This window comes from Microbacterium sp. M (assembly GCF_045181065.1).
Lineage (GTDB): Bacteria > Actinomycetota > Actinomycetes > Actinomycetales > Microbacteriaceae > Microbacterium.
Genome location: NZ_CP173721.1, coordinates 1,765,603 through 1,790,536, shown reverse-complemented (window position 1 = coordinate 1,790,536; position 24,934 = coordinate 1,765,603). Strand labels below are relative to the sequence as shown.

At 68.3% G+C, this 24,934-nt stretch carries 22 protein-coding genes; 11 read left to right on the top strand and 11 right to left on the bottom strand.

Annotation, left to right across the window (positions count from 1 at the left end):
- The first annotated feature begins 14 nt into the window (after positions 1-14).
- A complete protein-coding gene (locus ACI7YT_RS08570; protein WP_406250210.1) occupies positions 15-446 on the top strand; it encodes a SufE family protein in 432 nt (143 codons plus the stop codon).
- On the opposite strand, the gene ACI7YT_RS08565 is transcribed toward ACI7YT_RS08570, so the two are convergent.
- Entirely contained in the window at positions 430-1,599 is a 1,170-nt protein-coding gene (locus tag ACI7YT_RS08565) for an alpha/beta hydrolase family protein (RefSeq protein ID WP_406250209.1), read from the bottom strand. The genes ACI7YT_RS08570 and ACI7YT_RS08565 overlap by 17 nt on opposite strands.
- Before the next feature lie 25 nt (positions 1,600-1,624).
- Between ACI7YT_RS08565 and ACI7YT_RS08560 the strand changes: the two genes are divergently transcribed.
- The 6 genes from ACI7YT_RS08560 (at position 1,625) to ACI7YT_RS08535 (ending at position 7,864) form a co-directional block, all read left to right on the top strand.
- Complete coding sequence (locus tag ACI7YT_RS08560; RefSeq protein ID WP_406250207.1) at positions 1,625-2,206, top strand: DUF3000 domain-containing protein; 582 nt, start codon at positions 1,625-1,627, stop codon at positions 2,204-2,206.
- Positions 2,199-3,395, top strand: a complete 1,197-nt coding sequence (locus ACI7YT_RS08555; RefSeq protein ID WP_406250205.1) for a ribonuclease D — start codon at positions 2,199-2,201, stop codon at positions 3,393-3,395. The genes ACI7YT_RS08560 and ACI7YT_RS08555 overlap by 8 nt, the downstream gene beginning before the upstream one ends.
- Positions 3,396-3,467: 72 nt before the next feature.
- Positions 3,468-4,673: a thiolase family protein gene (locus ACI7YT_RS08550; RefSeq protein WP_406250204.1), complete on the top strand. Its 1,206-nt coding sequence runs from the start codon at positions 3,468-3,470 to the stop codon at positions 4,671-4,673.
- An 8-nt stretch (positions 4,674-4,681) separates the two neighbouring features.
- A complete protein-coding gene (locus tag ACI7YT_RS08545) occupies positions 4,682-6,829 on the top strand; it encodes a 3-hydroxyacyl-CoA dehydrogenase NAD-binding domain-containing protein (protein ID WP_406250532.1) in 2,148 nt (715 codons plus the stop codon).
- A gap of 164 nt (positions 6,830-6,993) precedes the next feature.
- The gene (locus ACI7YT_RS08540; protein WP_406250202.1) at positions 6,994-7,677 is read left to right on the top strand and encodes an SPFH domain-containing protein; all 684 of its coding nucleotides are present in this window, start codon (positions 6,994-6,996) and stop codon (positions 7,675-7,677) included.
- Positions 7,678-7,738: 61 nt separating this feature from the next.
- The gene (locus ACI7YT_RS08535; protein ID WP_406250200.1) at positions 7,739-7,864 is read left to right on the top strand and encodes a hypothetical protein; all 126 of its coding nucleotides are present in this window, start codon (positions 7,739-7,741) and stop codon (positions 7,862-7,864) included.
- 6 nt (positions 7,865-7,870) lie between these two features.
- On the opposite strand, the gene dxs is transcribed toward ACI7YT_RS08535, so the two are convergent.
- The 5 genes from dxs to dut all read right to left on the bottom strand — a co-directional run bounded on the left by dxs (position 7,871) and on the right by dut (position 14,790).
- Positions 7,871-9,811 carry a 1-deoxy-D-xylulose-5-phosphate synthase gene (dxs, locus tag ACI7YT_RS08530; protein ID WP_406250198.1) on the bottom strand — a complete coding sequence of 647 codons (1,941 nt, stop codon included), beginning with the start codon at positions 9,809-9,811 and terminating at the stop codon, positions 7,871-7,873.
- Positions 9,812-9,959: 148 nt separating this feature from the next.
- The gene (locus tag ACI7YT_RS08525; protein WP_406250197.1) at positions 9,960-12,818 is read right to left on the bottom strand and encodes an aconitate hydratase; all 2,859 of its coding nucleotides are present in this window, start codon (positions 12,816-12,818) and stop codon (positions 9,960-9,962) included.
- A gap of 153 nt (positions 12,819-12,971) precedes the next feature.
- The gene (locus ACI7YT_RS08520; RefSeq protein ID WP_406250195.1) at positions 12,972-13,733 is read right to left on the bottom strand and encodes a DUF3159 domain-containing protein; all 762 of its coding nucleotides are present in this window, start codon (positions 13,731-13,733) and stop codon (positions 12,972-12,974) included.
- The gene (locus ACI7YT_RS08515; protein ID WP_406250194.1) at positions 13,730-14,317 is read right to left on the bottom strand and encodes a DUF3710 domain-containing protein; all 588 of its coding nucleotides are present in this window, start codon (positions 14,315-14,317) and stop codon (positions 13,730-13,732) included. The genes ACI7YT_RS08520 and ACI7YT_RS08515 overlap by 4 nt, the downstream gene beginning before the upstream one ends.
- Complete coding sequence (gene dut, locus ACI7YT_RS08510; RefSeq protein ID WP_406250193.1) at positions 14,314-14,790, bottom strand: dUTP diphosphatase; 477 nt, start codon at positions 14,788-14,790, stop codon at positions 14,314-14,316. The genes ACI7YT_RS08515 and dut overlap by 4 nt, the downstream gene beginning before the upstream one ends.
- Before the next feature lie 12 nt (positions 14,791-14,802).
- Here dut and ACI7YT_RS08505 point away from each other — a divergent pair, with 12 nt between their 5' ends.
- Positions 14,803-15,267, top strand: coding sequence for a DUF3093 domain-containing protein (locus ACI7YT_RS08505; protein ID WP_406250192.1), 465 nt, complete (start codon positions 14,803-14,805; stop codon positions 15,265-15,267).
- A 70-nt stretch (positions 15,268-15,337) separates the two neighbouring features.
- On the opposite strand, the gene ACI7YT_RS08500 is transcribed toward ACI7YT_RS08505, so the two are convergent.
- Positions 15,338-15,631, bottom strand: a complete 294-nt coding sequence (locus tag ACI7YT_RS08500) for a DUF4193 domain-containing protein (RefSeq protein ID WP_406250191.1) — start codon at positions 15,629-15,631, stop codon at positions 15,338-15,340.
- Positions 15,632-15,829: 198 nt separating this feature from the next.
- Between ACI7YT_RS08500 and sepH the strand changes: the two genes are divergently transcribed.
- A complete protein-coding gene (sepH, locus tag ACI7YT_RS08495; protein WP_406250190.1) occupies positions 15,830-16,867 on the top strand; it encodes a septation protein SepH in 1,038 nt (345 codons plus the stop codon).
- 30 nt (positions 16,868-16,897) lie between these two features.
- Here sepH and ACI7YT_RS08490 read toward each other — a convergent pair whose 3' ends face one another.
- On the bottom strand, positions 16,898-18,019 hold the full coding sequence (locus ACI7YT_RS08490; protein ID WP_406250188.1) for an alkaline phosphatase family protein: 1,122 nt from the start codon (positions 18,017-18,019) through the stop codon (positions 16,898-16,900).
- A gap of 47 nt (positions 18,020-18,066) precedes the next feature.
- Here ACI7YT_RS08490 and ACI7YT_RS08485 point away from each other — a divergent pair, with 47 nt between their 5' ends.
- Entirely contained in the window at positions 18,067-20,511 is a 2,445-nt protein-coding gene (locus ACI7YT_RS08485; RefSeq protein WP_406250186.1) for a DNA topoisomerase (ATP-hydrolyzing) subunit A, read from the top strand.
- 150 nt (positions 20,512-20,661) lie between these two features.
- Here the strand turns inward: ACI7YT_RS08485 and ACI7YT_RS08480 are convergent, their stop codons facing one another.
- A complete protein-coding gene (locus ACI7YT_RS08480) occupies positions 20,662-22,761 on the bottom strand; it encodes a type IIA DNA topoisomerase subunit B (RefSeq protein ID WP_406250184.1) in 2,100 nt (699 codons plus the stop codon).
- 181 nt (positions 22,762-22,942) lie between these two features.
- On the opposite strand from ACI7YT_RS08480, the gene ACI7YT_RS08475 reads away from it, so the two are divergent.
- On the top strand, positions 22,943-23,158 hold the full coding sequence (locus ACI7YT_RS08475; RefSeq protein ID WP_406250182.1) for a hypothetical protein: 216 nt from the start codon (positions 22,943-22,945) through the stop codon (positions 23,156-23,158).
- Between the two features lie 24 nt (positions 23,159-23,182).
- On the opposite strand, the gene ACI7YT_RS08470 is transcribed toward ACI7YT_RS08475, so the two are convergent.
- Together ACI7YT_RS08470 and ACI7YT_RS08465 are read right to left on the bottom strand one after the other, a co-directional pair.
- Positions 23,183-24,220 (bottom strand): alanine racemase, encoded by a 1,038-nt coding sequence (locus ACI7YT_RS08470; protein ID WP_406250180.1) that lies wholly within the window; start codon positions 24,218-24,220, stop codon positions 23,183-23,185.
- Positions 24,217-24,921, bottom strand: a complete 705-nt coding sequence (locus tag ACI7YT_RS08465; RefSeq protein ID WP_406250179.1) for an alanine racemase — start codon at positions 24,919-24,921, stop codon at positions 24,217-24,219. Before ACI7YT_RS08465 ends, ACI7YT_RS08470 begins: the two co-directional genes overlap by 4 nt.
- Positions 24,922-24,934 lie beyond the last annotated feature (13 nt).

Here is a 24,934-nt window from a genome sequence, read left to right as displayed (position 1 = left end):
GGAGAATGGCGGGGATGAGCACAACGCACGTTCCCGCCACTCTCGCCGAATTCCGCGACGACTTCCTGGCGCTCGACGAGTCCGAGCGCCTGCAGCTGCTGCTGGAGTTCTCGAACGAGCTGCCCGCCGTCTCCGCCGAGGTCGCAGCCCATCCGGAGATGACCGAACGCGTCGCCGAGTGCCAGTCCCCCGTCTACATCTACCTCGAAGTGACCGAGGACGCGGTGACGATGCACGCGACCGCTCCCGCCGAGGCTCCGACGACACGCGGCTTCGCCAGCATCCTGGCGCAGGGCATCACGGGTCTCACCCCGGACGAGGTGCTGGCGATTCCCGACGACTATCCGCAGTCGATCGGGCTCACCCGCGTCGTCTCTCCGCTGCGGATCTCCGGCATGACCGGCATGCTGCTGCGTGCCAAGAACCAGGTCAGGCAGAAGCGCTGAGCTCCTGCGCCGCGACCCAATCGGTGATCGCACGTGTCCAGCCCGTCTGGTCGTAGTTCCACAGCTTGGTGTGCCGTGCTCCCGTGAAATGGGGCATGGTCACGATGTCGGGACGCGCGGCGGCCAGGGCGTGCGAGGCATCCGCCGGGACGAAGCCGTCGTCGTCGCTGTGCAGGATGAGGATCGGGACGTCGAGCTCCTCGGCCCTGGCGAGCATGTCGAGCCTGTCGAACGGGATGGCATCGTCCGCGCCGCCCCAGCGAGCGGTGACCGGCGACGCCAGCAGCGTCATCGCGAGTTCCGGCAGCGGATCGCGAACGCCCTGCTCACGGGCCTGGAATCGGAGCACCGAACGCCAATCCACCACCGGCGATTCGAGGACGAGTCCCACGATCGATCCGCGATTCCCTGAGGACACCGCGGTCTGGAGCGCGATCGCTCCTCCCATGGACCAGCCCATCAGCAGGATCCGGCGCGCGCCGTGGCGCAGCGCGTAACCGATGGCGCTGTCGATGTCGCGCCACTCCGAGGCTCCGAGCGCGTACGCGCCGCCGCGGGTCCGTGGAGCTTCGCCGTCGTTGCGGTACGAGACCACGAGATTCGCCATCCCCATCGAGTGCAGAACGGGAACGGCACGCAGGCACTCGGCCCGATTGCCACCGCGGCCGTGGATCTGGATGACCCAGACATCGGATGCCGGGGCATCCGGCGCCGCGGGGAACAACCATGCGGGGCACGGTCCGCTCGGCGACCCGATCAGCACGTTCTCCCAGCGCAGGTGCAGTTCCCGAGGCGAGCTGTAGTACCAGCCGCTGAACGCCGCGGCGCGGTCGATCCGCGCACCGGGGTCGATCTGCGTCAGCAGTTTGCGCCGCACCCGCGCACTGTCTGCGCTGAGCACCGCGCCGAGCTTGACGTAGCCGTGGGTTCCGGTCGTGAAGAGGCCGTAACGGCCGGGGAGCTCGGTGTCGAGGGTGCGGCTCAGCTCGATCGTCTGCGCGCCGGTGTCGACGGCGAGGATCTCGGTGTCCATCCCGCGCTTCGCCGGCGTGACGACGCGTCGTGCGACCGAGAGCACGACGATACCCACGGCTGTGACCAGAGCGAGCAGCGTGAGGACGAGGGCCGTGACGGCGTGCCTGATACTCTTCATCGCTTCCTGACTCTAGCCTGTCACCGTGGACGCACATTCCGAGGCCGGAGCGCGCTTCGAGCACGCCGCAGCCGAACTGCGCGAGACGCGATTCCGCTCGGACATCACCGTGCGCGAGATCCCGTCTCCTCAGGGGCTCGCGCCCTTCGCGATCGCGTTCGCAGCCGACGTCCGCCCGGACGATCACGGCGACTCGATCTACGGTACGGCGCGCTTCGTCCTGCTGCACGATCCGCTGGCTCCGGATTCCTGGTCCGGCGAGTGGCGCATCGTCGCGTTCGCGCAGGCACCGCTCGAGCCCGAGATCGGCACGGATCCCCTCCTCGCGGATGTCACATGGTCGTGGCTCGTCGACGCACTGGAGTCCAGGGATGCCGTCTATCACTCGGCATCCGGCACCGCGACGAAGACACTGTCCAAGGGCTTCGGCGGGCTGGCCGCCGAAGGCGACGGAGCGCAGATCGAGCTGCGGGCGTCGTGGACCCCGGAGGGCACACTGCGTCCCCATGTGGAAGCATGGGCAGAGCTGGTGGGGATGCTCGCCGGGCTTCCGCCCGGGTCGGAGGACATCGCCGTGTTCGGCGCTCGAAAGGCGGCCCGTGACTGAGTATTCCGTGATCGATGATCGGGATGAGTTCGAACGCGCGTGTGCGCTCCTCGCGGCCGGCGAAGGCCCCGTGGCCGTCGACGTCGAGCGAGCATCGGGTTTCCGATACTCGCAGCGCGCGTATCTCGTGCAGGTGTTCCGACGCGGCGCAGGGGTGTTCCTGTTCGACCCGCCGGCGATCGGCGACTTCACCGCACTGCAGGACGCGATCGGCTCCGAGGAGTGGGTGCTGCACGCAGCGAGCCAGGATCTGCCGTCGCTGCGAGAGCTGCGTCTCGAGCCGACGTCCCTGTTCGACACGGAGTTGGGCTCGCGACTGCTCGGTCACGACCACGTCGGTCTCGCCGCCGTCGTCGAGGAGACCATCGGAATCACGCTGAAGAAGGAGCACTCCGCGGCGGACTGGTCGACCAGACCCCTCCCGGATGCCTGGCTCGACTACGCAGCACTCGACGTGCTGCACCTGATCGATGTCCGCGACGTCCTCGCCGAGGAGCTCATCGCACAGGACAAGGTCGAGATCGCCGCTGAGGAGTTCACGGCGACCCTCACCCGTCTGCCGAAGCCACCGCGCACGGAGCCCTGGCGTCGGCTGAGCGGCCTGCACCGCGTGCGGGGCGCCCGCAGCCTGGCCGTCGCACGTGCCCTGTGGGAGTCGCGCGAGGAGTACGCGCAGGAGCAGGATGTCTCCCCCGGCCGGCTCGTCCCCGACCGCTCCCTCGTTGCTGCGGTCCTCGCCGCGCCCTCCAGCAAGCATGCTCTGGCGTCGCTGCCGGACTTCACGGGACGCGCCAGCCGCACGCAGCTGGACAGATGGTGGGGAGCGATCGAACAGGGCAGGGCCACGACCGACCTGCCGAAGGAGCGAGTCCCCAGTGACACGCTCCCGCCACCGCGCGCCTGGAGCGATCGCAACCCCGAGGCCGATGTCCGGTTGAAGGCCGCGCGTCCGCTGATCGAAGCGCGCGCCGTCGAGCTGAACATGCCGACCGAGAACCTCCTGACCCCCGATCATCTGCGTCGCGTCACCTGGGAGCCGCCCGCTCCGCCGACCGCCGAAGCCATCGGTGCGGCCCTCGAGGAACTCGGAGCCCGGCACTGGCAGATTGAGGAGACTGCACAGAGGATCGCGGATGCCTTTGTAGAAGCCGCGCAAGTCGTCGAAGCGCCCGCGGAGCCGGGTTCGTAGGTTCGACCCAACCGATTCCGCACACCTCAATGCCGCTCCTAGGCTGAAGGCATACCAAACCCAGGAGGCAGAGTGGCCGAGATCTCGGACGTCTTCTTCGTCGATGGAGTGCGCACCCCGTTCGGGCGCGCCGGCGAAAAAGGCATGTACTGGAACACCCGCGCGGACGACCTCGCCGTCAAGGCGACGATCGGGCTGATGGAGCGCAACGGCGCTGTACCGGCGGACCGCATCGATGACGTGGCGATCGCAGCGACGTCCCAGACCGGAGACCAGGGCCTCACGCTCGGTCGCTCCGTCGCGATCCTGGCAGGTCTCCCGCAGACGGTGCCCGGCCTCGCTGTCGAGCGCATGTGCGCCGGCGCCATGACGAGCGTGACGACCATGGCGGCGTCGATCGGCATCGGCATGTACGACTTCGCCCTCGCCGGCGGTGTCGAGCACATGGGGCACCACCCGATCGGCGGCAACGCCGATCCCAACCCGCGATTCGTCGCCGAGAAGATGGTCGACCCCGGCGCCCTCAACATGGGCGTCACGGCCGAGCGCATCTTCGACCGCTTCCCGCACTTGACCAAGGAGCGCTCCGACCGGTTCGGGATGCTGAGTCAGCACAAGGTGCAGGCGGCGTACGACGCAGGCAAGATCCAGCCGGACCTCGTACCGGTGGCGATCAAGGATGCCGAAGGAGCCTGGGGGCTCGCGGCCGAGGACGAGGGACGCCGGCCGCAGACCACGATGGCGGATCTCGCAGCGCTGAAGACGCCGTTCCGTCCGCACGGGCGCGTCACAGCCGGCACGTCGTCGCCTCTGACCGACGGCGCCACCATGTCGCTGCTCGCCGGTGGCGGCGCGGTCAAGGAACTCGGCCTGCGCCCGAAGATGAAGCTGGTCTCGTTCGCGTTCGCGGGTGTCCAGCCCGAGATCATGGGCATCGGGCCGATCCCGTCGACGGAGAAGGCGCTGAAGAAGGCCGGTCTGAGCATCTCCGACATCGGCCTGTTCGAGCTGAACGAGGCCTTCGCGATCCAGGTGATCTCGCTGCTCGACCACTTCGGCATCGCCGACGACGACCCGCGCGTGAACCAGTGGGGCGGTGCGATCGCGATCGGGCACCCTCTCGCAGCATCCGGCGTCCGCCTGATGATCCAGCTCGCCGCGCAGTTCGCCGAGCGACCGGACGTGCGCTACGGCCTGACCGCGATGTGCGTCGGGCTGGGGCAGGGCGGCTCGGTCATCTGGGAGAACCCGTACTACGACGGCAAGAAGCGGAAGTGAGCACAGGCATGACGAACTACGACGACGTCGACTTCTCGCCGATCCTCGCGCTCACCGACGGCGAGGTCGTCACGCACTCCCCCGTGCGCGACATCCGCCTCGCCTCCGGCAAGGTGCTCGCCCTCATCACCCTCGACAACGGCAGGGACCACACCCGCCCGAACACGCTGGGTCCCGCCACGCTCACGGAGCTCGGCGAGACCCTGACCGGCCTCAAGGCCCGTGCCGCCGCCGGTGAGATCCAGGCGGTCGGAATCACCGGCAAGCAGTACATCCTCGCCGCCGGTGCTGACCTGTCGGACATCAGCAAGGTGGGATCGAAGGACAACGCCCGCCTCATCGCCCAGCTCGGTCACAAGGTGCTGGGGTCGCTGAGCGACCTCGGTGTGCCGTCCTTCGCCTTCGTGAACGGGCTCGCTCTCGGCGGCGGCCTGGAGATCGCGCTGAACAGCACGTACCGCACGGTCGACGCTTCGGCCGCGGCCGTCGCCCTCCCCGAGGTGTTCCTCGGCATCATCCCCGGTTGGGGTGGCGCCTATCTGCTTCCGAACCTGATCGGGATCGAGAACGCCCTCGAGGTCGTCATCTCGAACCCGCTCAAGCAGAACCGCATGCTCAAGCCCCAGCAGGCTTTCGACTACGGCATCTTCGACGCGATCTTCCCCGCGGCGACCTACCTCGAGAAGTCGCTCGCATGGGCGGATGCCGTCCTCACCGGCGCCATCAGGGTCGAGCGCAGGAACGAGCCAGGCAAGATCGAGCGCCTCACGAAGTGGCCGATCGCGGTGAAGATGGCTCGAGGGATGCTGGAGTCGAAGATCGGCACCATGCCGCGCTCGCCCTATGCGGCGCTCGAGCTGCTCGACAAGGCACGCAGCGGGACGAAGGCCGAAGGCTTCGCCCGTGAGGACGAGGCCCTGTCCGACCTCGTGACCGGCGACCAGTTCGCAGCGTCGATGTACGCCTTCGACCTCGTGCAGAAGCGTGCCAAGCGCCCCGTCGGAGCACCGGACAAGGCGCTGGCGAAGAAGGTGACGAAGGTCGGCATCATCGGAGCGGGCCTCATGGCGAGCCAGTTCGCGCTGCTGTTCGTCCGAAAGCTGCAGGTTCCGGTGCTCATCACCGACATCGACCAGGCCAGGGTCGACAAGGGCGTCGCGCACATCCACGAGGAGATCGGCAAGCTCGAGGCCAAGGGCCGTGTCGATGCCGACACGGCGAACAAGCTGCGCGCCCTCATCCGCGGCACCGTCGACAAGACCGAGTACGCGGACGCGGACTTCGTGATCGAGGCCGTCTTCGAAGAGGTCGGTGTCAAGCAGCAGGTGTTCGGCGAGATCGAGAAGATCGTCGCCGAGGATGCCATCCTCGCGACGAACACCTCCTCCCTGTCCGTCGAGGAGATCGGCGCGAAGCTCGAGCATCCGGAGCGCCTGGTCGGCTTCCACTTCTTCAACCCGGTCGCGGTCATGCCGCTGATCGAGGTTGTGAAGATCCCGGTGACGAACGAGCAGACGCTGTCCACCGCATTCGTCGTCGCGAAGAGCCTCGGCAAGAACGCGGTCCTCACCGCTGATGCTCCGGGGTTCGTCGTGAACCGTCTCCTGGCGAAGGTCATGGGCGAGGCTGCGCGTGCGGTGTACGAGGGAACGCCGGTGCATGAGGTCGAGAAGGCCTTCGCACCGCTCGGACTGCCGATGGGCCCGTTCCAGCTGATCGACCTGGTCGGGTGGAAGGTCGCGGCCCACGTCCAGGACACCATGGTGCACGCCTTCCCCGACCGGTTCTACGCGAACGAGAACTTCCACGCTCTCGCCGAACTCGAACAGGTCGTCGAGAAGGACAAGAGCGGACGTGTGACCGGCTGGACGAAGGCCGCCGAGAAGGCGCTCAAGGGTGCTGTGGGGTCGACGCCGGCATCCGCTGCGACGATCCTCGGACGAGTGCAGGACGGGCTCGCGCAGGAGATCCGGATCATGCTCGACGAGAACGTGGTCCCGGAGGTCGAGGACATCGACCTGTGCCTCATCCTGGGTGCCGGTTGGCCGTTCATCGACGGCGGCGCGTCGCCGTATCTGGACCGTGAAGGAGCATCCGAACGGGTCTTCGGCGGCACGTTCCACACTCCGCCGATCCGCGGCATCGCGCAGCGCTGATCGCTCGACGCCGAAGGCGGGATGGTCCTCGTGATCGTCCCGCCTTCGCCGTTTCCGGCCACTGGACGGCGGATCCGCGAACGGCGGGCGAAGGCTCGGTGAACATCTCGCCCTGCAGGCTCGTAACGGCGTCCGGACGCCCGTGGATCCGTGAAAGTGGAGCCATGGACACGTTCCTCTCGTTCTTCAGCGTTCCCGGCATGAGCAGCCTTCTGAAGACGGGCACTGCCGTCCTCACGGTGCTGCTGGTGGTTCCGGCGCTGCTGAAGCTCTTCCTGGTGACCATCGATGAGGGCTTCGCGGCGATCCGCACGCGCAACGGCAAGCCGATCGTCCGCAAGCCCAAGGGCGTGCCCGGTGCAGCCGGCGAGGTCGTCGTGCTCCCGCCCGGCACGCACGGCGCGTTCCCGATGTTCTACTGGTACAAGCTCATCGACGTGCGCTGCCGCTCCACCGATCTGCCCGCCCGTCAGCTGACCGGCGCGGCCGGTCATCAGCATCTCGTGCACGCCTCGTTCGAGTGGCGTCCTGTGGCCACGGGGCGCGAACTGCGGGTCTTCGAACTCGACGTCGTCAACGTGACCGAACGCACGGCGAACATCGTCGGCTCGGCCATGCGCGACGTCATCCGCGGCATCCCCGGTGATGTGCTGCCCGAGAACGCGGACCTCGGCCGGCTGGTGCTCGCCGAGTGCGCTGCGACGGCGTTGCGCGACTGCGGCGTCGAGGTGGTACGGGTCATGATCACCGGAGACGCGCTGACCGACGGCTACTTGATGTCGCAGGCGCTGCGCGCCGGAGATCGGGATGCCGAGGCGGCGGTCGCCGCACTGCATGCGCTGAACTGAGCTCCTCGGCGGCGGGTACCCGGGGCTGGCCGTCCTCGCCGCCGCGATCTCGCTGATCGCCGTGCCGCTGGGTTGGTGGCTCACCGCGCGGACAGCGCTGCGGAGCGACCGCGGGATCTCACCGCGTCGCAGGCGCCATGAGCGCGTCGACGTCGACGCGCTGGTCGAGGACGACGTGCTGGGCTGACGGTCTTCAGCGCTTCTCGTGCAGCGGAAGATCGATCGCGCCGGTCTCGCCCGCGTTGCGCGCCATCGGGATCCGGGTGCCGAGCACCTGGGACACGACGTCCTGCGCGATCTTCGAGGCGGTCAGCCCCGCATCGGCGAGGATCTGGTCTCGCGATGCATGATCGATGAACTCGTCCGGCAGGCCGAGTTCGTCCACCGCCGTGTCGATGCCGGCCTCGCGCAGCACCTGACGCACCCGCGTTCCGATCCCCCCGACGCGGATGCCGTCCTCGAGCGTGATGACGAGGCGGTGCCTGCGCGCCAGATCGATCACCGACGCCTGGACGGGGATGGCCCACCGAGGGTCGATAACTGTCGCACCGATGCCCTGCGCGCGCAGGCGCTCCGCGACATCCACCGCCAGCGCGGCGAACGGACCGATCCCGACCAGCAGGACGTCCTCGGATTCGCCTCGCGTCAGTACATCGACGCCGTCGCGCAACCGCTCGATGGCGGGAAGATCGACGGCGACCTCGCCCTTCGGGAAGCGGATCACGGTCGGCGCGTCGTCGACGGTCACGGCCTCATCGAGCGCCTCGCGCAGCCGGGCGCCGTCTCGCGGCGCCGCGATGCGGATATGCGGCACGATCTGCAGCATCGCGAGGTCCCACATGCCGTGGTGGCTGGGGCCATCAGGGCCGGTCACACCAGCGCGATCCAGGACGAACGTCACACCGGCCTTGTGCAGACCGACATCCATCAGGACCTGATCGAACGCGCGATTCATGAAGGTCGCGTAGAGCGCGACGACGGGGTGCAGCCCGCCGTAGGCGAGACCCGCAGCGGCCGTGACGGCGTGCTGCTCGGCGATCCCCACGTCGTAGACGCGCTCCGGGAAGCGCTCTGCGAAAGGCGCGAGCCCCGTGGGACGCAGCATCGCGGCCGTCATGGCGATCACCTTCGGGTCGCGCTCGCCCGCGGATACCAGAGCCTCCGAGAACACGTCGGTCCACCCGGTGCCGCTGCTCGACAGCGGTTCGCCGGTGGTGGGGTCGATGCGGTTCACGGCATGGAACTGGTCTGCCTCGTCGTCGCGGGCCGGCTGGTAGCCGCGGCCCTTCTCCGTGATCGCGTGCACGATCACAGGAGCACCGTACGACTTCGCCAGTTCCAGCGTCTCGATGAGCGCATCCAGGTCGTGCCCGTCGACGGGGCCGAGGTATTTGATGTCCAGATTGGAGTACAGCGCGGCATTGTTCGTGAAGCGCGACAGGAACCCGTGCGTCCCACCGCGTACGCCGCGGAAGACGGCGCGCCCGAAGGCTCCGAACGTGCGGAAGAAGCGATCCGACTTGCGGTGCAGATCCTTGTACGCGGCGGCCGTGCGGACCCGGTTCAGGTACCGCGACATCCCGCCGATCGTCGGCGCATAGGAACGCCCGTTGTCGTTGACGACGATGACGAGGTTCCGGTCGTTGTCGTCCGTGATGTTGTTCAGCGCTTCCCAGGTCATTCCACCGGTCAGCGCGCCGTCTCCGACGACCGCGACGACGTGGCGGTCGGCGCGGCCCGTGGCCGTCAGCGCGCGTGAGACGCCGTCCGCCCAGCTCAGCGAGCTCGAAGCATGCGACGACTCGACGACGTCATGAGAGCTCTCTCCGCGCTGCGGATAGCCCGCCAGGCCACCGCGCACCCTCAGCTGCGAGAAGTCCTGGCGCCCGGTGAGCAGCTTGTGCACGTACGACTGGTGACCGGTGTCGAAGATGATCGGATCGTCCGGCGAGCGGAAGACGCGGTGCAGCGCGATCGTGAGCTCGACGACGCCGAGGTTCGGGCCGAGGTGACCGCCCGTGCGGGACACGTTTTCGACGAGGAACTGCCGGATCTCCTCCGACAGCGCCGCCAGTTCCTTCGAGCTGAGCCGGTCCAGGTCCCGTGGCCCCGTGATGCCGGGAAGAATGGGCATCTTCACCTCCAGGTCGCGTGCACGGAATGCGCCCGCGCAGGCGGACGATGACTGTTCGATCCTACCGCCGCCGCCCGGGAATCCCCCGTGCCCGCGCGACGGAGGGTCCGGATGCCGAAGCATCCGGACCCTCCGAATCGTCCTGGGTTCAGACCAGCGAACGCAGCACGTACTGCAGGATTCCGCCGTTGCGGTAGTAGTCCGCTTCACCGGGGGTGTCGATGCGGACGACCGCGTCGAACTCGATGGGCTGCTTGCCCTCGGGCGAGTGCTCGCTCGGGGCCGCGGTGACGTGGACGGTCTTCGGGGTGACGCCGTTGTTGAGCTCCTCGAGGCCCGAGATCGAGACGACCTCGGTGCCGTCCAGGCCCAGCGACTCCCAGCTCTCGCCCGCCGGGAACTGCAGCGGGACGACGCCCATGCCGATGAGGTTCGAGCGGTGGATGCGCTCGAAGCTCTCCGTGATGACGGCCTTGACGCCCAGCAGGCTGGTGCCCTTGGCCGCCCAGTCGCGCGACGAGCCGGAGCCGTACTCCTTGCCGCCGAAGATGACCAGCGGCGTACCCTCGGCCTGATAGTTCTGGCTGGCGTCGTAGATGAACGACTGCGGAGCGTCCGCCTGTGTGAAGTCACGGGTGAACCCGCCCTCCACCTCCGCGCCGTCGTTGACGGCGCGCACCAATTGGTTCTTCAGACGGATGTTCGCGAACGTGCCGCGGATCATCACCTCGTGGTTGCCACGGCGCGAGCCGTACGAGTTGAAGTCCTTCTGCGCGACGCCGTGCTCGGTGAGGTACTGAGCGGCCGGCGTGCCGGCCTTGATGTTCCCGGCCGGGCTGATGTGGTCGGTCGTGACCGAGTCGCCCAGCGTCGCGAGCACGCGTGCACCCGAGATGTCGGAGACCGGCGTCAGCTGCATCGTCATGCCCTCGAAGTACGGCGCCTTGCGCACATACGTCGAGTTCTCGTCCCACTCGAACACGGGGCCGGTCGGCGTCGGAAGGCTCGTCCAGCGCTCGTCGCCGTCGAAGACGGTGGCGTACTGCTTGATGAACTGCTCGCGCGAGATCGAGGAGTCCACGATCTCCTGCACCTCGTCCGGGGTCGGCCAGATGTCCTTCAGGAAGACGTCCTGGCCGTCCGCGCCCGTGCCGAGCGCGTCGTTCTCGAAGTCGAAGTGCATGGATCCGGCCAGCGCGTACGCGATGACCAGCGGCGGCGATGCGAGGTAGTTCATCTTCACGTCGGGGCTGATGCGGCCCTCGAAGTTGCGGTTGCCCGAGAGCACGGCGGTGACGGCGAGGTCGTTGTCGTTGATCGCGGTCGAGACCTCTTCGATCAGCGGACCGGAGTTGCCGATGCAGATCGTGCAGCCGTAGCCGACCGTGTAGAAGCCGAGACCTTCGAGATCCTTGTCGAGACCCGACTTCTCGTAGTAGTCGGTGACGACCTTGGAGCCGGGGCCGAGCGTCGTCTTGACCCATGGCTTCTGCTTGAGGCCCTTCTCGAGCGCCTTCCGTGCCACGAGACCTGCGGCGATCATCACCGACGGGTTCGAGGTGTTGGTGCAGGAGGTGATCGCGGCGAGTGTGACGGCACCGTTGTCGAGGAGGTACTTGTCACCGGAGGGCGTGGTCACGGGCACGGGCTTGGAGGCGACGTGCGGTGCACCGCTGGTCATCAGATTCGCCTCGAGGTGCTCGTGCTGGTGCGAGACGCCGTTCGTCGGGATGTGATCGTGCTCGACGCCGGGCGTGGAACCGGGGTCGGACGCGGGGAACGTCCCCTCGGACTCGACGGTGTCCTCCGGAATGGAGGCGTAGTTGAGGATGTCCTTCTCGAACTGCGACTTGGCATCGGACAGCAGGATGCGGTCCTGCGGGCGCTTCGGGCCCGCGATGGAGGGGACGACCGTGCCGAGGTCGAGTTCCATGTACTCGCTGAACACCGGCTCGCTGTCCGCGTCGTGCCAGAGGTGCTGCTCCTTGGCGTACGCCTCGACGAGAGCGACGGTCTGCTCGTCGCGACCGGTCAGGCGCAGGTACTCGGTCGTCACGTCGTCGATCGGGAAGATCGCCGCGGTGGAACCGAACTCGGGGGACATGTTCCCGATGGTCGCGCGGTTAGCGAGCGGAACGGATGCGACGCCGGCGCCGTAGAACTCGACGAACTTGCCGACCACGCCGTGCTTGCGCAGCATGTCGGTGATCGTCAGCACGACATCGGTCGCCGTGACCCCGGCCGGGATCTCGCCCGTGAGCTTGAAGCCGACGACGCGAGGGATCAGCATGGAGACGGGCTGACCGAGCATCGCGGCCTCTGCCTCGATGCCGCCGACGCCCCAGCCCAGCACACCGAGTCCGTTGACCATGGTCGTGTGCGAGTCGGTGCCGACGCACGTGTCGGGGTAGGCCCGCAGGACGCCCTCGACCTGGCGGTCGTAGATGACCTTGGCCAGGTGCTCGATGTTGACCTGGTGGACGATTCCGGTACCGGGCGGCACGACCTTGAAGTCCTGGAAAGCCGTCTGACCCCAGCGCAGGAACTGGTAGCGCTCGCCGTTGCGCTCGTACTCGATCTCGACGTTGCGCTCGAGGGCGTTCTCGCTGCCGAACAGGTCTGCGATGACCGAGTGGTCGATGACCATCTCGGCGGGCGAGAGCGGATTGATCTTGTTGGCATCGCCGCCGAGCGCCGTGACGGCCTCGCGCATCGTGGCGAGGTCGACGATGCACGGCACGCCGGTGAAGTCCTGCATCACCACGCGCGCCGGCGTGAACTGGATCTCCGTGGTCGGCTCCGCCGCGGCATCCCACGACCCGAGCGCCTCGATCTGCGCCTTGGTGACGTTCGCGCCGTCCTCGGTGCGGAGCAGGTTCTCCAGGAGGACCTTGAGGCTGAACGGGAGCTTCTCGTAACCGGGAACGGTGTCGATGCGGAAGATCTCGTAGTCGGTGCTGCCGACCGTCAGGGTGCTCTGGGCACCGAAGCTGTTCACCGTGGACACGAATCCGTCTCCTTCTACTCGGATGGAGGCAACATGCGCCTCCATCTTGCTCGCCAGCGAGCCCCGACGGCTAGCAAGGCGGACCTAACCAGTCTGCTCCGCTTGCGTCGTCCGCGAAAGCCTGCAATTTATCTTGATGTCAAGATAAATCTATCACGAGTCCGCGGCATCGCCTTTCGACGGCTCGCGCGGATACAGCGCCCTGACGACGAGCCAGGTCACCGCGATCATCGGCGCGAACAGCGGGAGACCCATGATGAGCTTCAGCGTCCCGAGCGCCGTCACATCACCGGCGAAATAGAGCGGAAGCTGCACGGCCAGACGTGCGAAGAAGAGCCCTGCCCATGCGATGGCGAGCCAGAAGAACGCGCGCTTCTTGCGGCGGTCCTGACGCCAGGCGGTCCCCTCGCCCATCAGGAATCCGGCCGCCAATCCGATCAGCGACCAGCCGACGAGCGCGGAGACCAGGAGCGCCGTGCCGTAGAGCGTGTTCGTGAGGAACCCGGGAACGAAGTTGTCCTCGCCTCGTCCCGTGAACAGTGCCAGACCCGCTGCGGCTCCGGCGGCCACGAGGCCGCCGAGCGCTGCCGACGGCGGCGACTTCTGGATCAGCCGGACAGCGGTGAACACTGCCGCGAGACCGACAGAGACACCGAGCGACAGGATCAGCGGCTCAGGGCTGATCGTGAACAGCATGACGAAGGCCAGGCTCGGCAGGACCGACTCCAGGATGCCGCGCCAGCCGCCGATCGCCGACCAGACGACACGATGCGTGCTCGCGGTGTCCTCCGGGTCGATGCCGGCCTTGCGCGCGGCACCGCCGAGCGCGGCGCCGAGCAGATCGGAGACCCGCGGTTCGGCGTCGGAGCGATCGACGGGTTCCTCGCCGCCGTCGTGCGGACCCCGCTCGCTCACGCGCCGCCGGGGGAAGCCGGCATCTTGAGCGGAATGAGGTCACGGGGCGGCATCGGAGCGCCCCCGCGCACGACCACGAGGGAGCGGAAGAGATCCTCGACCTTGGCCGCGGCATCCAGATCCGAAGCCGCGGCTCCCCCGATCACGCCGCGCAGGAACCAGCGCGGTCCGTCGACGCCGACGAAACGGGCCAGGCGGAGCCCTGAGCCCTCCGCAGCGGTCGCGGGAACCTCGGCGAGCAGTTCTTTGCCGAGTGGGCCGTCGCGCTCCTCGACGCGTCCGCCCTGGGAGCGGACCTGGTCCTTGAGCTGCACGCGCGTCTCGTCCCAGAGTCCGCCGGAGCGCGGTGCCGCGAAGGGCTGCACCTGCAGCGACGAGTCCGCGTAGTCGAGACCGACGGCCACGATGCGCTTGGTCTGCTCCTCGACCTCGAGGCGGAGGTTCAGCCCGTCGCGCGGAAGGATCTTGATGCCGCCCAGGTCGATGTACGGACGGACCGGATTGACCTCTGTCTCGTCGAACGGACCGTCGACGGCACGATCCGCCGGCGCCGACTTGCTTGGCTGCTCGTTCTGCTCTGTCATGACTTCTCCCCTGGGGCGGTGTCGGCGGCCGCTCCGGCTGCCTGATATCCCGTCGAGCCGAAGCCGCCATCCCCGCGAACGCTCTCGGGGAGCTCCTCGACGGGGATGAAGACGGCGCGGGTGACGGGCATGATGATCAGCTGGGCGATGCGATCGCCGATCGCCACATCGTACGCGCTGCGGATGTCGGTGTTGATCAGGCTGACTTTGATCTCACCGCGGTATCCGGCATCGACCGTCCCCGGCGCGTTCACGATCGAGATGCCGTGCTTGGCGGCCAGACCGCTGCGCGGAACGACGAAGGCCGCGTACCCCTCGGGCAAGGCGATGCGCACACCGGTCGAGACCAGCGCCCGCTCCCCCGGTTCGAGGTGCACGGCTTCGGCGGCCACGAGATCCGCACCGGCGTCGCCAGGATGCGCATAATGCGGGACCACGGAGGCGATAATGGGAAGGTCGATGGAATCGCTCACCCCAAGAGGCTAATGCAGAACACGATCCCCGCCACCCGCCCGCGCTATCGGGAGCGCCTCGCACCCAGCCTCTGGCTGCTGGTGTCCGCGGCCGTCCTCGCGCCGATGATCGCGCTCACACTGGTCCCCCTGAACTCCGCGTTCGGTCTCGTCATCGGCATCGCGGTCGCGCTGGCTGTGATCGGCCTGCTCGTCGCCGCATCGCCCGTCGTGTCGGTCGGGGACACGACCCTGCGCGCGGGCCGCGCGCACATCGACGCGCGCTGGCTCGGCGAGCCGGTGGCGCTCACCGGCGAGGACGCGAAGCAGGCGAGAGGCCCAGGACTCTCCGCCTCAGGCTGGCATCTCATCCGCGGAGGCGTGGACGGCATCGTGATCGTGCCGAACACCGATCCGGATGATCCGGTCACCTCCTGGACCATCTCGACGCGCACACCCGACCGCCTCGCGGCGGCGATTCGTCGCGCCGGAGACTGAGCGACGCTGCCGTTCGAACGACGACGCGCCCCGGACCTGTTCGGTCGGGGGCGCGTACGGGGTGCTGCGGTCAGGCCGCGCATTCCTTGCAGATGGGTCCGTGAGGACCCTCGTGATCGAGCTGCGAGCGGTGCTTCACCAGGAAGCAGTTCATGCAGGTGAACTCGTCCTGCTGCGCGGGCAGCACGACGACATCGAGCTCGAGATCGGACAGGTCGGCCCCAGGTAGGTCGAAGCTCGACGGATTGTCGGAGTCCTCGTCACCGGTTGAGCCGGAGAGCTTGTCCGGCACACGCTCCTTGAGGGCTTCGATCGACTCGGAGTCGTCTTCGCTCTTTCGAGGGGCGTCGTAGTCGGTTGCCATGCGGTAGATCTCCACTTTCATGGTGCTAGTGGGCGGGGCGCCGTCGGGTAATCGGCGGGCATAGTTTGCACGACCGAAGCGGATTACGCAAATGCGGTTCGTGGCACCCGATCAAACTCACGGCACGCCCAGGGTATTCCCGGCATCGGGAGCACCTGCGTGACACCATGATCTGACACCCATCAGAGGGGCATTCGCATGGAAAACGTCACGATCGTGGGCACCGAGGCCGGTGTCCTCGTGCTCGCCACCGAGAACGGTCAGCGCTTCGCGCTGCCCATCGACGACCTTCTCCGCGCCGAGATCCGACGCGCCCGCGCACAATCGACGCCGGCGGCCCCCCGACTCGCCGCGAGTCCGCGCGAGATCCAGGCCCACATCCGTTCGGGGATGTCGGCAGCCGAGGTGGCCGAGCTTCTCGGAATCTCGCGCTCGGATGTCGAGCGCTTCGAAGGTCCGGTGCTCGCCGAGCGCGAGCACGTCGTCGGCCAGGCGCTGGCCGTGCCCGTGCTGATCGGCAGCGAGGTCGAGCCGGATGCCCAGCCCACGTTCGGCACGGCCATCCGCTCCAAGCTCGCCGATGTCAGCGCGGAATCCGAGCGCTGGGTGAGCTGGAAAGAGGAATCCGGCTGGATCATCAAGCTCGAGTTCACCGCCAACGATGTCGATCATGACGCGCGCTGGAGCTTCGACCCGCGCCGCAGCACGCTGGCACCGCTCAACGCCGATGCCACGCAGCTGTCGCGTCAGGGATCGCTTCCGGACGGGTTGATCCCCCGGCTGCGCGCCGTCGAGAGCGAGCGGCAGCCCTCTCCGTACAAGGACGAGACCCGATTCGATTCCGGCGCCTTCGGCCCTCGGCTCGTCGCAGGGTCCGATCAGGAGCCCACGGAGCCCGCTGCGGCCGATCGCGCACCGTCCGCCGCACAGCATGCGGCGATCAAGCGTGCACCCGACGAGTCCAGCACGAGCCCGGAGACCGCGGATCTGCTCGAGGCGCTTCGCCGGCGACGCGGGCAGCGCGAGAGTGCACCGCTGGTCGTCGACGAGCACGAGGATGTCGCGCCACCGAGTCCGATCGCGCTGTTCGACGCGCCAGAACCTGGCGGCGCGCACCGCAGCGACGTGGAACCGGACCAGGAGCCCAGCGGTGGCGAGTCCTCGTCCCGCAAGCGGCGACGCAACGCCATGCCGTCCTGGGACGAGATCGTCTTCGGCGCCCGCACCGACGAATAACCCGGTCGCGCTGGGGCACGCCGTGTGTACTCAGCGCCCGAGTGCGCCCAGACGGATCAACGGGACCTGGCGCTCCTCGGGTGTCAGCGAGCCGTGCTGGCCGATCATGCCGCGGCCGCGCTGATCTGCGGCGGTGCCGTCGTAGAGCGCCCGATTGCCGCGCGCGGCGATGACCAGATCCCCGATGCGGGACGCCGCGGCATCCGTCACGTGCGGGCCGAACATCCCGGCGGCGATCGCATCGGCGCGAGTGGCGACATCGGCGATGCCGTCGGTGTCCGCCCGCCACAGGGCGGCGGCACGATCGTGATCCGCATCGTCGTTCAGGTACAGGTGCACCATCCGCGGCTCACCTCCGAAGTGCCGCACCTCCGCCATGCCCTGGTTGGTCTCGTCGAAGACGCTCTGCCGGTGAGGGGGAACATCCAGCATCCCGTGGTCCGCCGTCACGACGACGCCGACACCCTCGGGGACGGCACGCGACAGCGCGGCATCCACATCTTCGAGCGCCGCGATCCACTCCGGGGAAGCGATCCCGTGCTTGTGCCCTGCCTTGTCGACGTCCGCGAGATAGCAGTACACGATCGCCCCCTCGTGCCGGGCTGCGAGGTCGTAGGCGGTCTCGATGCGCCGCGCCGCTGAGGCGACGGAGACGAATTCTGCCCCGCGCAGCGTGGCATGCGTGAAACCGCTGTGCGCGTATGCCGCGACACCGAGCGCGAAGCTCGGATGACCGGCATCCGCTGCCCGCTCGAAGACGGTCGGGCTGGCCTGCCACACGAGCGGGTCGACGCCGGCGGCCTCCCACTCCGAGAGCTGATTCACGAGGCGGTCACGCGCGCGATCGAGCACCCGGTAGCCGACGAGACCGTGCTCCCCCGGCCAGGCGCCGGTCAGGATGCTCGTGAGCGCAGCGGCCGTCGTCGACGGGAAGACCGACATCGCGACATCCCGTTTCGCCATGTGCCCGGTCATGAAGCGGGCGTGCCCGGCGTGCGCGCGCAGACTGATCGCACCGAGTCCGTCGACGACGATGAGCACTCCGGAGCGGATGCGCGTCTCGCCCTCGCCGCGGACGGCGGCGAACAGGTCGTCCGCCACCCCGACGATGCTCCGGGCTGCGGCGGACTCGGACGGTAGCATGAGAGGCATATCCGAGCCAGTCTTTCACAGCCCCGTGCAACGCCCGAAGGTCCGCCATGCCCAAAACCTCGTCCGCTGAACCCGTCGAGGAACGCATCCAGGACATCGACCTCGAAAGCGAGATGCAGGGGTCGTTCCTGGAGTACGCGTACTCCGTGATCTACTCCCGCGCGCTCCCGGACGCGCGCGATGGCCTGAAGCCGGTGCAGCGCCGCATCCTGTACCAGATGGCCGAGATGGGGCTCCGCCCCGACCGAGGACATGTGAAGAGCGCGCGCGTGGTCGGCGAGGTGATGGGAAAGCTGCACCCGCACGGCGACTCGGCCATCTACGACGCCCTGGTCCGCCTTGCGCAGGAGTGGGCGCTGCGGCTCCCGCTTGTCGACGGTCACGGGAACTTCGGCTCGCTCGACGACGGTCCTGCCGCGGCGCGCTACACCGAGGCACGGCTCGCCGGTGCCGCCCTCGCGCTCACCGACGATCTCGGCGAGGACGTCGTCGATTTCATCCCGAACTACGACGGCCAATTCCAGCAGCCGGCTGTCCTGCCTGCAGCTTTCCCGAACCTCCTGGTCAACGGGGCGAGCGGCATCGCGGTCGGCATGGCGACGAACATGGCTCCGCACAACCTCATCGAGGTCGTCGCGGCCGCCACGTACCTCCTGGAGAACCCGGAGGCCACGACCGAAGAGCTCATGGAGTTCGTCCCCGGCCCCGACTTCCCTTCCGGCGGCATCCTCATGGGTCTGGACGGCATCAAGGATGCCTACACGAACGGTCGAGGAGCCCTGAAGGTCCGCGGCAAGGTCTCGATCGAGTCCCTCGGTCCCCGGCGCACCGGAATCGTGGTCACCGAGCTGCCCTACATGGTGGGCCCAGAGCGTCTGATCGAGAAGATCAGGGATGCCGTGCAGTCGAAGAAGCTGCAGGGCATCAGCGACGTCACCGACCTCACGGACCGCCATCACGGGCTTCGGGTCGCGATCACAGTCAAAACCGGCTTCGACCCGAACGCGATCCTCGAGCAGCTGTACCGGCTCACCCCGCTGGAGGACTCCTTCAGCATCAACAACGTCGCACTCGTGGAGGGGCAGCCGCGCACGCTCGGCCTCAAGGAGCTGCTGAGCGTCTACGTCGGCCACCGCATCGAGGTCATCACCCGACGCAGCCGCTACCGCCTCGCCCGCCGCGAGGAGCGCCTGCACCTCGTGGAGGGGCTCCTCGTCGCGATCCTCGACATCGACGAGGTCATCCAGGTCATCCGCTCCTCGGACGACAGCGAGCAGGCGCGCAGTCGCCTCCGCACGGTGTTCGATCTGTCCGAGCCGCAGGCCGAGTACATCCTGGAACTGCGGTTGCGCCGCCTGACGAAGTTCTCGCGCATCGAGCTCGAGACCGAGCGGGATGCCCTCAAGGCCGAGATCGCGGCATTGCAGGAGCTCCTCGGCAGCGACGTGCTCCTTCGCGCACAGGTCGCCAGGGAGCTGGATGCCGCGGCGGACGCCTACGGCACCCCGCGTCGCACTCTGCTGATGAACGCCAAGCCCGCCGCACCCCGGCGCGCCAAGGCCGGCGAAACCGACCTGCAGATCGCGGATGCTCCGACGCTGGTCGCCCTGTCGACGACCGGGCGGGCCGTGCGCGTCGACGTCGTCGACGGGCAGGAGATCAGCCGCCCGGCGCGGCGCAGCAAGCACGATGCCATCGGATCCACGGTCGAGGCCACAGTCCGCGGCGAGGTCGGCGCGCTGACGTCGACGGGACGTCTGCTGCGATTCTCCCCCGTCGATCTGCCGTCGGTGCCCGCCAGTTCCGTCCAGCTCGGCGCGGGAACGCCGCTGCGCGACTACCTCGGCATCACGTCGCGCACCGAGCGCGTGATCGCGCTCGTGCCGCTGGGCACCGAGACGCCGTTCGCGATCGGAACGGCGCAGGGCACCGTCAAGCGGATCGTGCCGTCGACGCTTCCGGTGCGTCCCGAGATCGAGGTCATCGGCCTCAAGCCCGGCGACACGGTCGTCGGCGCAGCATCCGCAACCGACGACGCGGAGCTCGTCTTCGTCACCACCGACGCGCAACTGCTGCACTTCTCGGCCTCTGCCGTCCGTCCACAGGGCGCGCCGGCAGGAGGCATGGCGGGCATCAAGCTCGGAGCCGGCGCCACGGTGCTGCACTTCGGCGTGGTCACCACGGACGAGGAAGCCGTCGTCGCCACGGTCTCGGGAGCCGAGGGCATGATCCCCGGCACCGACCCCGGTCGCGCCAAGGTCTCGTTCTTCTCCGAGTACCCGGCCAAGGGACGCGCCACCGGGGGCGTGCGCGCCCACGCCTTCCTGAAGGGCGAGGACCGCCTGACGGTGGCCTGGGTGGGCGATGAGCCGGCCTACGCGGTCGGCGTCGACGGCGCCGTTCGGGCACTTCCGGTCCCCGGTGCCAAGCGCGACGGATCAGGCCAGCCCGTCGACGGCGTCATCGGGTCGATCGGTCGTCCGGTCGTCTGACCGCGCCCCTGGTGCTCCGGCCCCGGCGCGGTCTGTCCGTCGGTCTGCCGGCGGGCTGTCCAGCGGCGCGTCCGGGTTGCTGCGGGTCCGTTGCGCGTGAACCCACGGCAACTAGGACATCCCTGCCCGAAGAACCGGGAACCGGCGCGATCAGGCGTCGATCGCCTCGCGGGAGAGCCGGTCCGAGGACTCGATGATGAACTCGCGGCGCGGGGCGACCTCGTTGCCCATGAGCAGTTCGAACACGCGACCGGCGGCCTCGGCATCCTCCATGCGGACGCGACGGAGCAGTCGTCCTGAGCGATCCATGGTCGTGGACGCGAGCTGCTCGGCATCCATCTCGCCCAGCCCCTTGTAGCGCTGGATCGGCTCATGCCAGCGCTTGTTCTGCTTGCGCAGCTTCGCCAGGAGGGTGTGCAGTTCCTGTTCGCTGTACGTGTACAGCGTCTCGTTCGGCTTCGACCCTGGATTCATCACGATCACGCGGTGCAGCGGGGGCACGGCGGCGAACACGCGCCCGGCTTCGATCAGCGGCCGCATGTACCGGAAGAACAGCGTCAGCAGCAGCGTGCGGATGTGCGCGCCGTCGACGTCCGCGTCGCTCATCAGGATCACCTTGCCGTACCGCGCCGCCTCGATGTCGAAGCTGCGACCTGAGCCGGCCCCGATCACCTGGATGATCGAGGCGCACTCGGTGTTGGACAGCATGTCCCCGATGGATGCCTTCTGCACGTTGAGGATCTTGCCGCGGATCGGCAGCAGTGCCTGGAACTCGCTGTTGCGCGCGTTCTTGGCCGTTCCGAGCGCCGAGTCGCCCTCCACGATGAACAGCTCGCTGCGATCGACTTCCTTCGTCCGACAGTCCACGAGCTTCGCCGGCAGCGTGGAGGACTCCAGCGCGCTCTTGCGGCGCTGCGTCTCCTTGTGCGCTCGGGCCGACACTCGCGCCTTCATCTCCGCGACGATCTTGTCGAGCAGCTGGGTCGCCTGGTTCTTGTCGTCGCGCTTGGTCGAGGTGAAGCGCGCACCGAGCTCCTTGCGCACGACCTGCGCGACGATCTGGCGCACGGCGGGTGTGCCGAGCACCTCCTTCGTCTGGCCCTCGAACTGCGGCTCGGGCACCTCGACGGTGAGCACGGCGGTGAGGCCTGCGAGAACGTCGTCCTTCTCGAGCTTGTCGTTGCCGACCTTGAGCCGGCGCGCGTTCTGCTCGACCTGGGAGCGCAGCACCTTCAGCAGCTCCTGCTCGAAGCCCTGCTGATGCGTCCCGCCCTTCGGCGTCGCGATGATGTTCACGAAGGAGCGCATGCTGGTCTCGTAGCCGGCACCCCAGCGCAACGCGATGTCGACGCGGCAGTCACGCTGGACCTCCTGGGAGGCCATCGTCCCGTTCGCCTGCAGCACGGGCACCGTCTCGGTGAACGTCCCCTCGCCCTGGATACGCCACGTGTCTGTGACGGGAGCGTCGGTCGCGAGATACTCGACGAACTCCGAGATCCCGCCTTCGTAGTGGTAGGACGTCTCGTTGACACCGTCGCCGCCGTCCTGGCCGCCGGCGGCGCGCTGGTCGCGCACGACGATCTCCAGTCCGGAGACGAGGAAGGCCGTCTGACGCGCACGGGTCTCCAGTTCGGCGAGCTGGAACGCCGCGTCCTTGGTGAAGATCTGGCGGTCGGCCCAGTAGCGCACTCGCGTTCCGGTGACGCCCTTGGCGACCTTGCCGACGACGCGGAGTTCGCTCTTGTCCTCGAACGGGATGAACTCGGCATCCGGACGGGGTGCGCCCGAGTCCTTGAAGAACCCCGGCTCTCCGCGGTGGAAGCTCATCGCGTAGGTCTTGCCGCCGCGATCGACCTCGACGTCGAGCCGCTCCGAGAGCGCATTCACGACGGATGCGCCGACGCCGTGCAGACCACCGGAGGCCGCGTAGGATCCGCCGCCGAACTTCCCGCCGGCGTGCAGCTTGGTGTAGACCACCTCGACGCCGCTGAGGCCGGTGCGGGGCTCGACATCGACGGGCACGCCGCGACCGCGGTCGCGCACCTCGACGCTGCCGTCATCGTGGAGGATGACATCGATCCTGGACCCGTTGCCGCCGACGGCCTCATCGACCGAGTTGTCGATGATCTCCCAGAGGCAGTGCATGAGACCCGGCGAGCCGTTCGACCCGATGTACATGCCCGGGCGCTTGCGGACCGCTTCGAGTCCTTCCAGAACCTGAAGATGATGGGCGGAATACTCGGAGGTCACAGTCTTCAAGTCTAGGTGCGAGAGCCGCCGCACAGCCGCAGACACTCCCCACGGCACCCCGGTCGGCCGCCGCCGCGTACGCGCTGAGCGAAACACGCCGCGATCCGGGCATGCGCACAGCCGGAGCGTGGTTGTATTGAGCACGCTCCCCAGCGAACCCGACAACCGAGGAGGCACCGAGATGAATGCAACGACAGAACGTGAGACCTCCACGGTCGAGTACCGCCTGACGGCGATGGACCGCTGTGATTCGTGTGGAGCTCAGGCGTACATCGCCGCCGAGGTCAACGGCTCAGAGCTGCTGTTCTGCGCGCACCACGGCCGCAAGTACGAAGAGAAGCTGCGCTCCATCGCGACCAACTGGCACGACGAGACCGCTCGCCTGATCGAGGCCTGACGACTCCACGTCGCCGAGCCGGAATCACAGCACGACTCGGCGAACGCGGGGCGACAGCCTGGTGAGGATCTCCTCGCCGACCGTATCGATCCGCTCCGCCAGATCCGTGGCGCTGGGTTCGCCCAGATCCCCCGGCCCGAAGAGTCGAACCCGGTCACCGACTGCGGCACCGGGCCACGCATCCACCACGATCGCGTCCAGATCGATCTCGCGCACCGTCACCGATCCGGCGGCGGTGCCGATCTGTGCACCGATCAGTGTCGACGGATAGCCGTCCATGGATCCGATCCCGATCCGCACCGAGCGATCCGACACCTCGACGACGGACGCCGTCAATGCGGCGATCGGACGGATGCCTTCGAGGTCGGGCCCCTCTGCGGAGCGGATGCCGTAGCAGAAAGCCCCGATCCGCGAGAGCGATCCGCGCAGCTCCGGCCGCCACCAGGAAGCCGCCGAGGCCGTGAGGTGCAGAACCTCGGGCGCAGGGCCCGTCGACGAGACGTGTGCCACCGCTTCACGGAACACGGCGTGCGCTTCGTCGTCCTCGGCGTCACTCGCCTCGGCGATGTGGCTCCAGACTCCGACCAGACGCAGCGATCGCTCGTCCTCGCCGGCACGCGCCACAGCGACGGCATCCGCCCACTCCTCTGGTCGGACGCCGTTGCGGTGCAATCCGGTATCGATCTTCAGGTGCACGCGGGCCGTCCGGGACGTCTGTCCGGCGACGGCGCGGACCCGCTCCAGGTACTCGATGGTGCCGACGCCGAGATCGATATCCCGAGCCAGCGCTTCGGCGATCTCGTCATCCTCCGACGTCGCCCACGCGAAGATGCGACCGTGCGCGCCGAGCGCTTCGCGCAGTTGCAGGCCCGTTCGCACGTCATAGGCTCCGAACCACTGGAGACCGGCATCCGCAGCGGCACGCGCTGACCAGCCGAGACCGTGCCCGTAGGCATCGTCCTTCATGACCAGCATGAGTGCGGACGGCTCGATGCGCGCCTTCACCGCGTCGATGTTCGCAAGGAACGCGGTCCGAGAGATCTCCAGGACGGGTCGCATCATGCCTCCCATTCGCGCAGGGCTCGCAGCCCGGCGACCGTGACGAGCTCCGGGATCCCGAGCCCCGTCGCCGACCGCCAGCGCGCGAGTTCACCGGCGACAGCCCCGCGGCCGCCGAAGAACGTGACGTCGTCCCCCGGCAACGCGCGGATGCCGCCGAGATCGACGACGCACACGTCCATCGCGACGCGTCCCACGATCGGTCGGCGGACACCGGCGACCTCGACCTCGGCGCGGTTGCCGAGCATGCGGACGATGCCCTGAGCGTATCCGCCCGTCACCAGAGCCACCGTCGTATCCGCTGGAGCGCGGAACGTGTACCCGTACGACACCGGCTCGCCGGTGCGCAGCGGCTTGGTCGACATCACCCGACCGCTCAACCGCATGACGGGACCGGTGCGCAGCGTCCCGTTCGCGTCCGGGAGCCCGTAGAGCAGGGTCGAATCGATGTCGGGTGCACCGGTGCTCACCGCCTCGATGCCCGCGTCTCGCAGCATCCGAACGGTTTCCTCGTCGTCGACGAGGACCTGTCGTGCACCGGCGGAGATCACCGCCGCAGCGATCTCGGACACGCCGTGGCCCCAGGCGTCCCGGCGCAGATCGGCGCAGGATCCACCGGCCGCGACTGCAGCGTCGGCGGCGGCTCCGAGCGCACCACGCGACAGGACGGCACGCGGCAGCGCGCTGCTCGCAGCGGATGTCACCGGACCTCCTCCG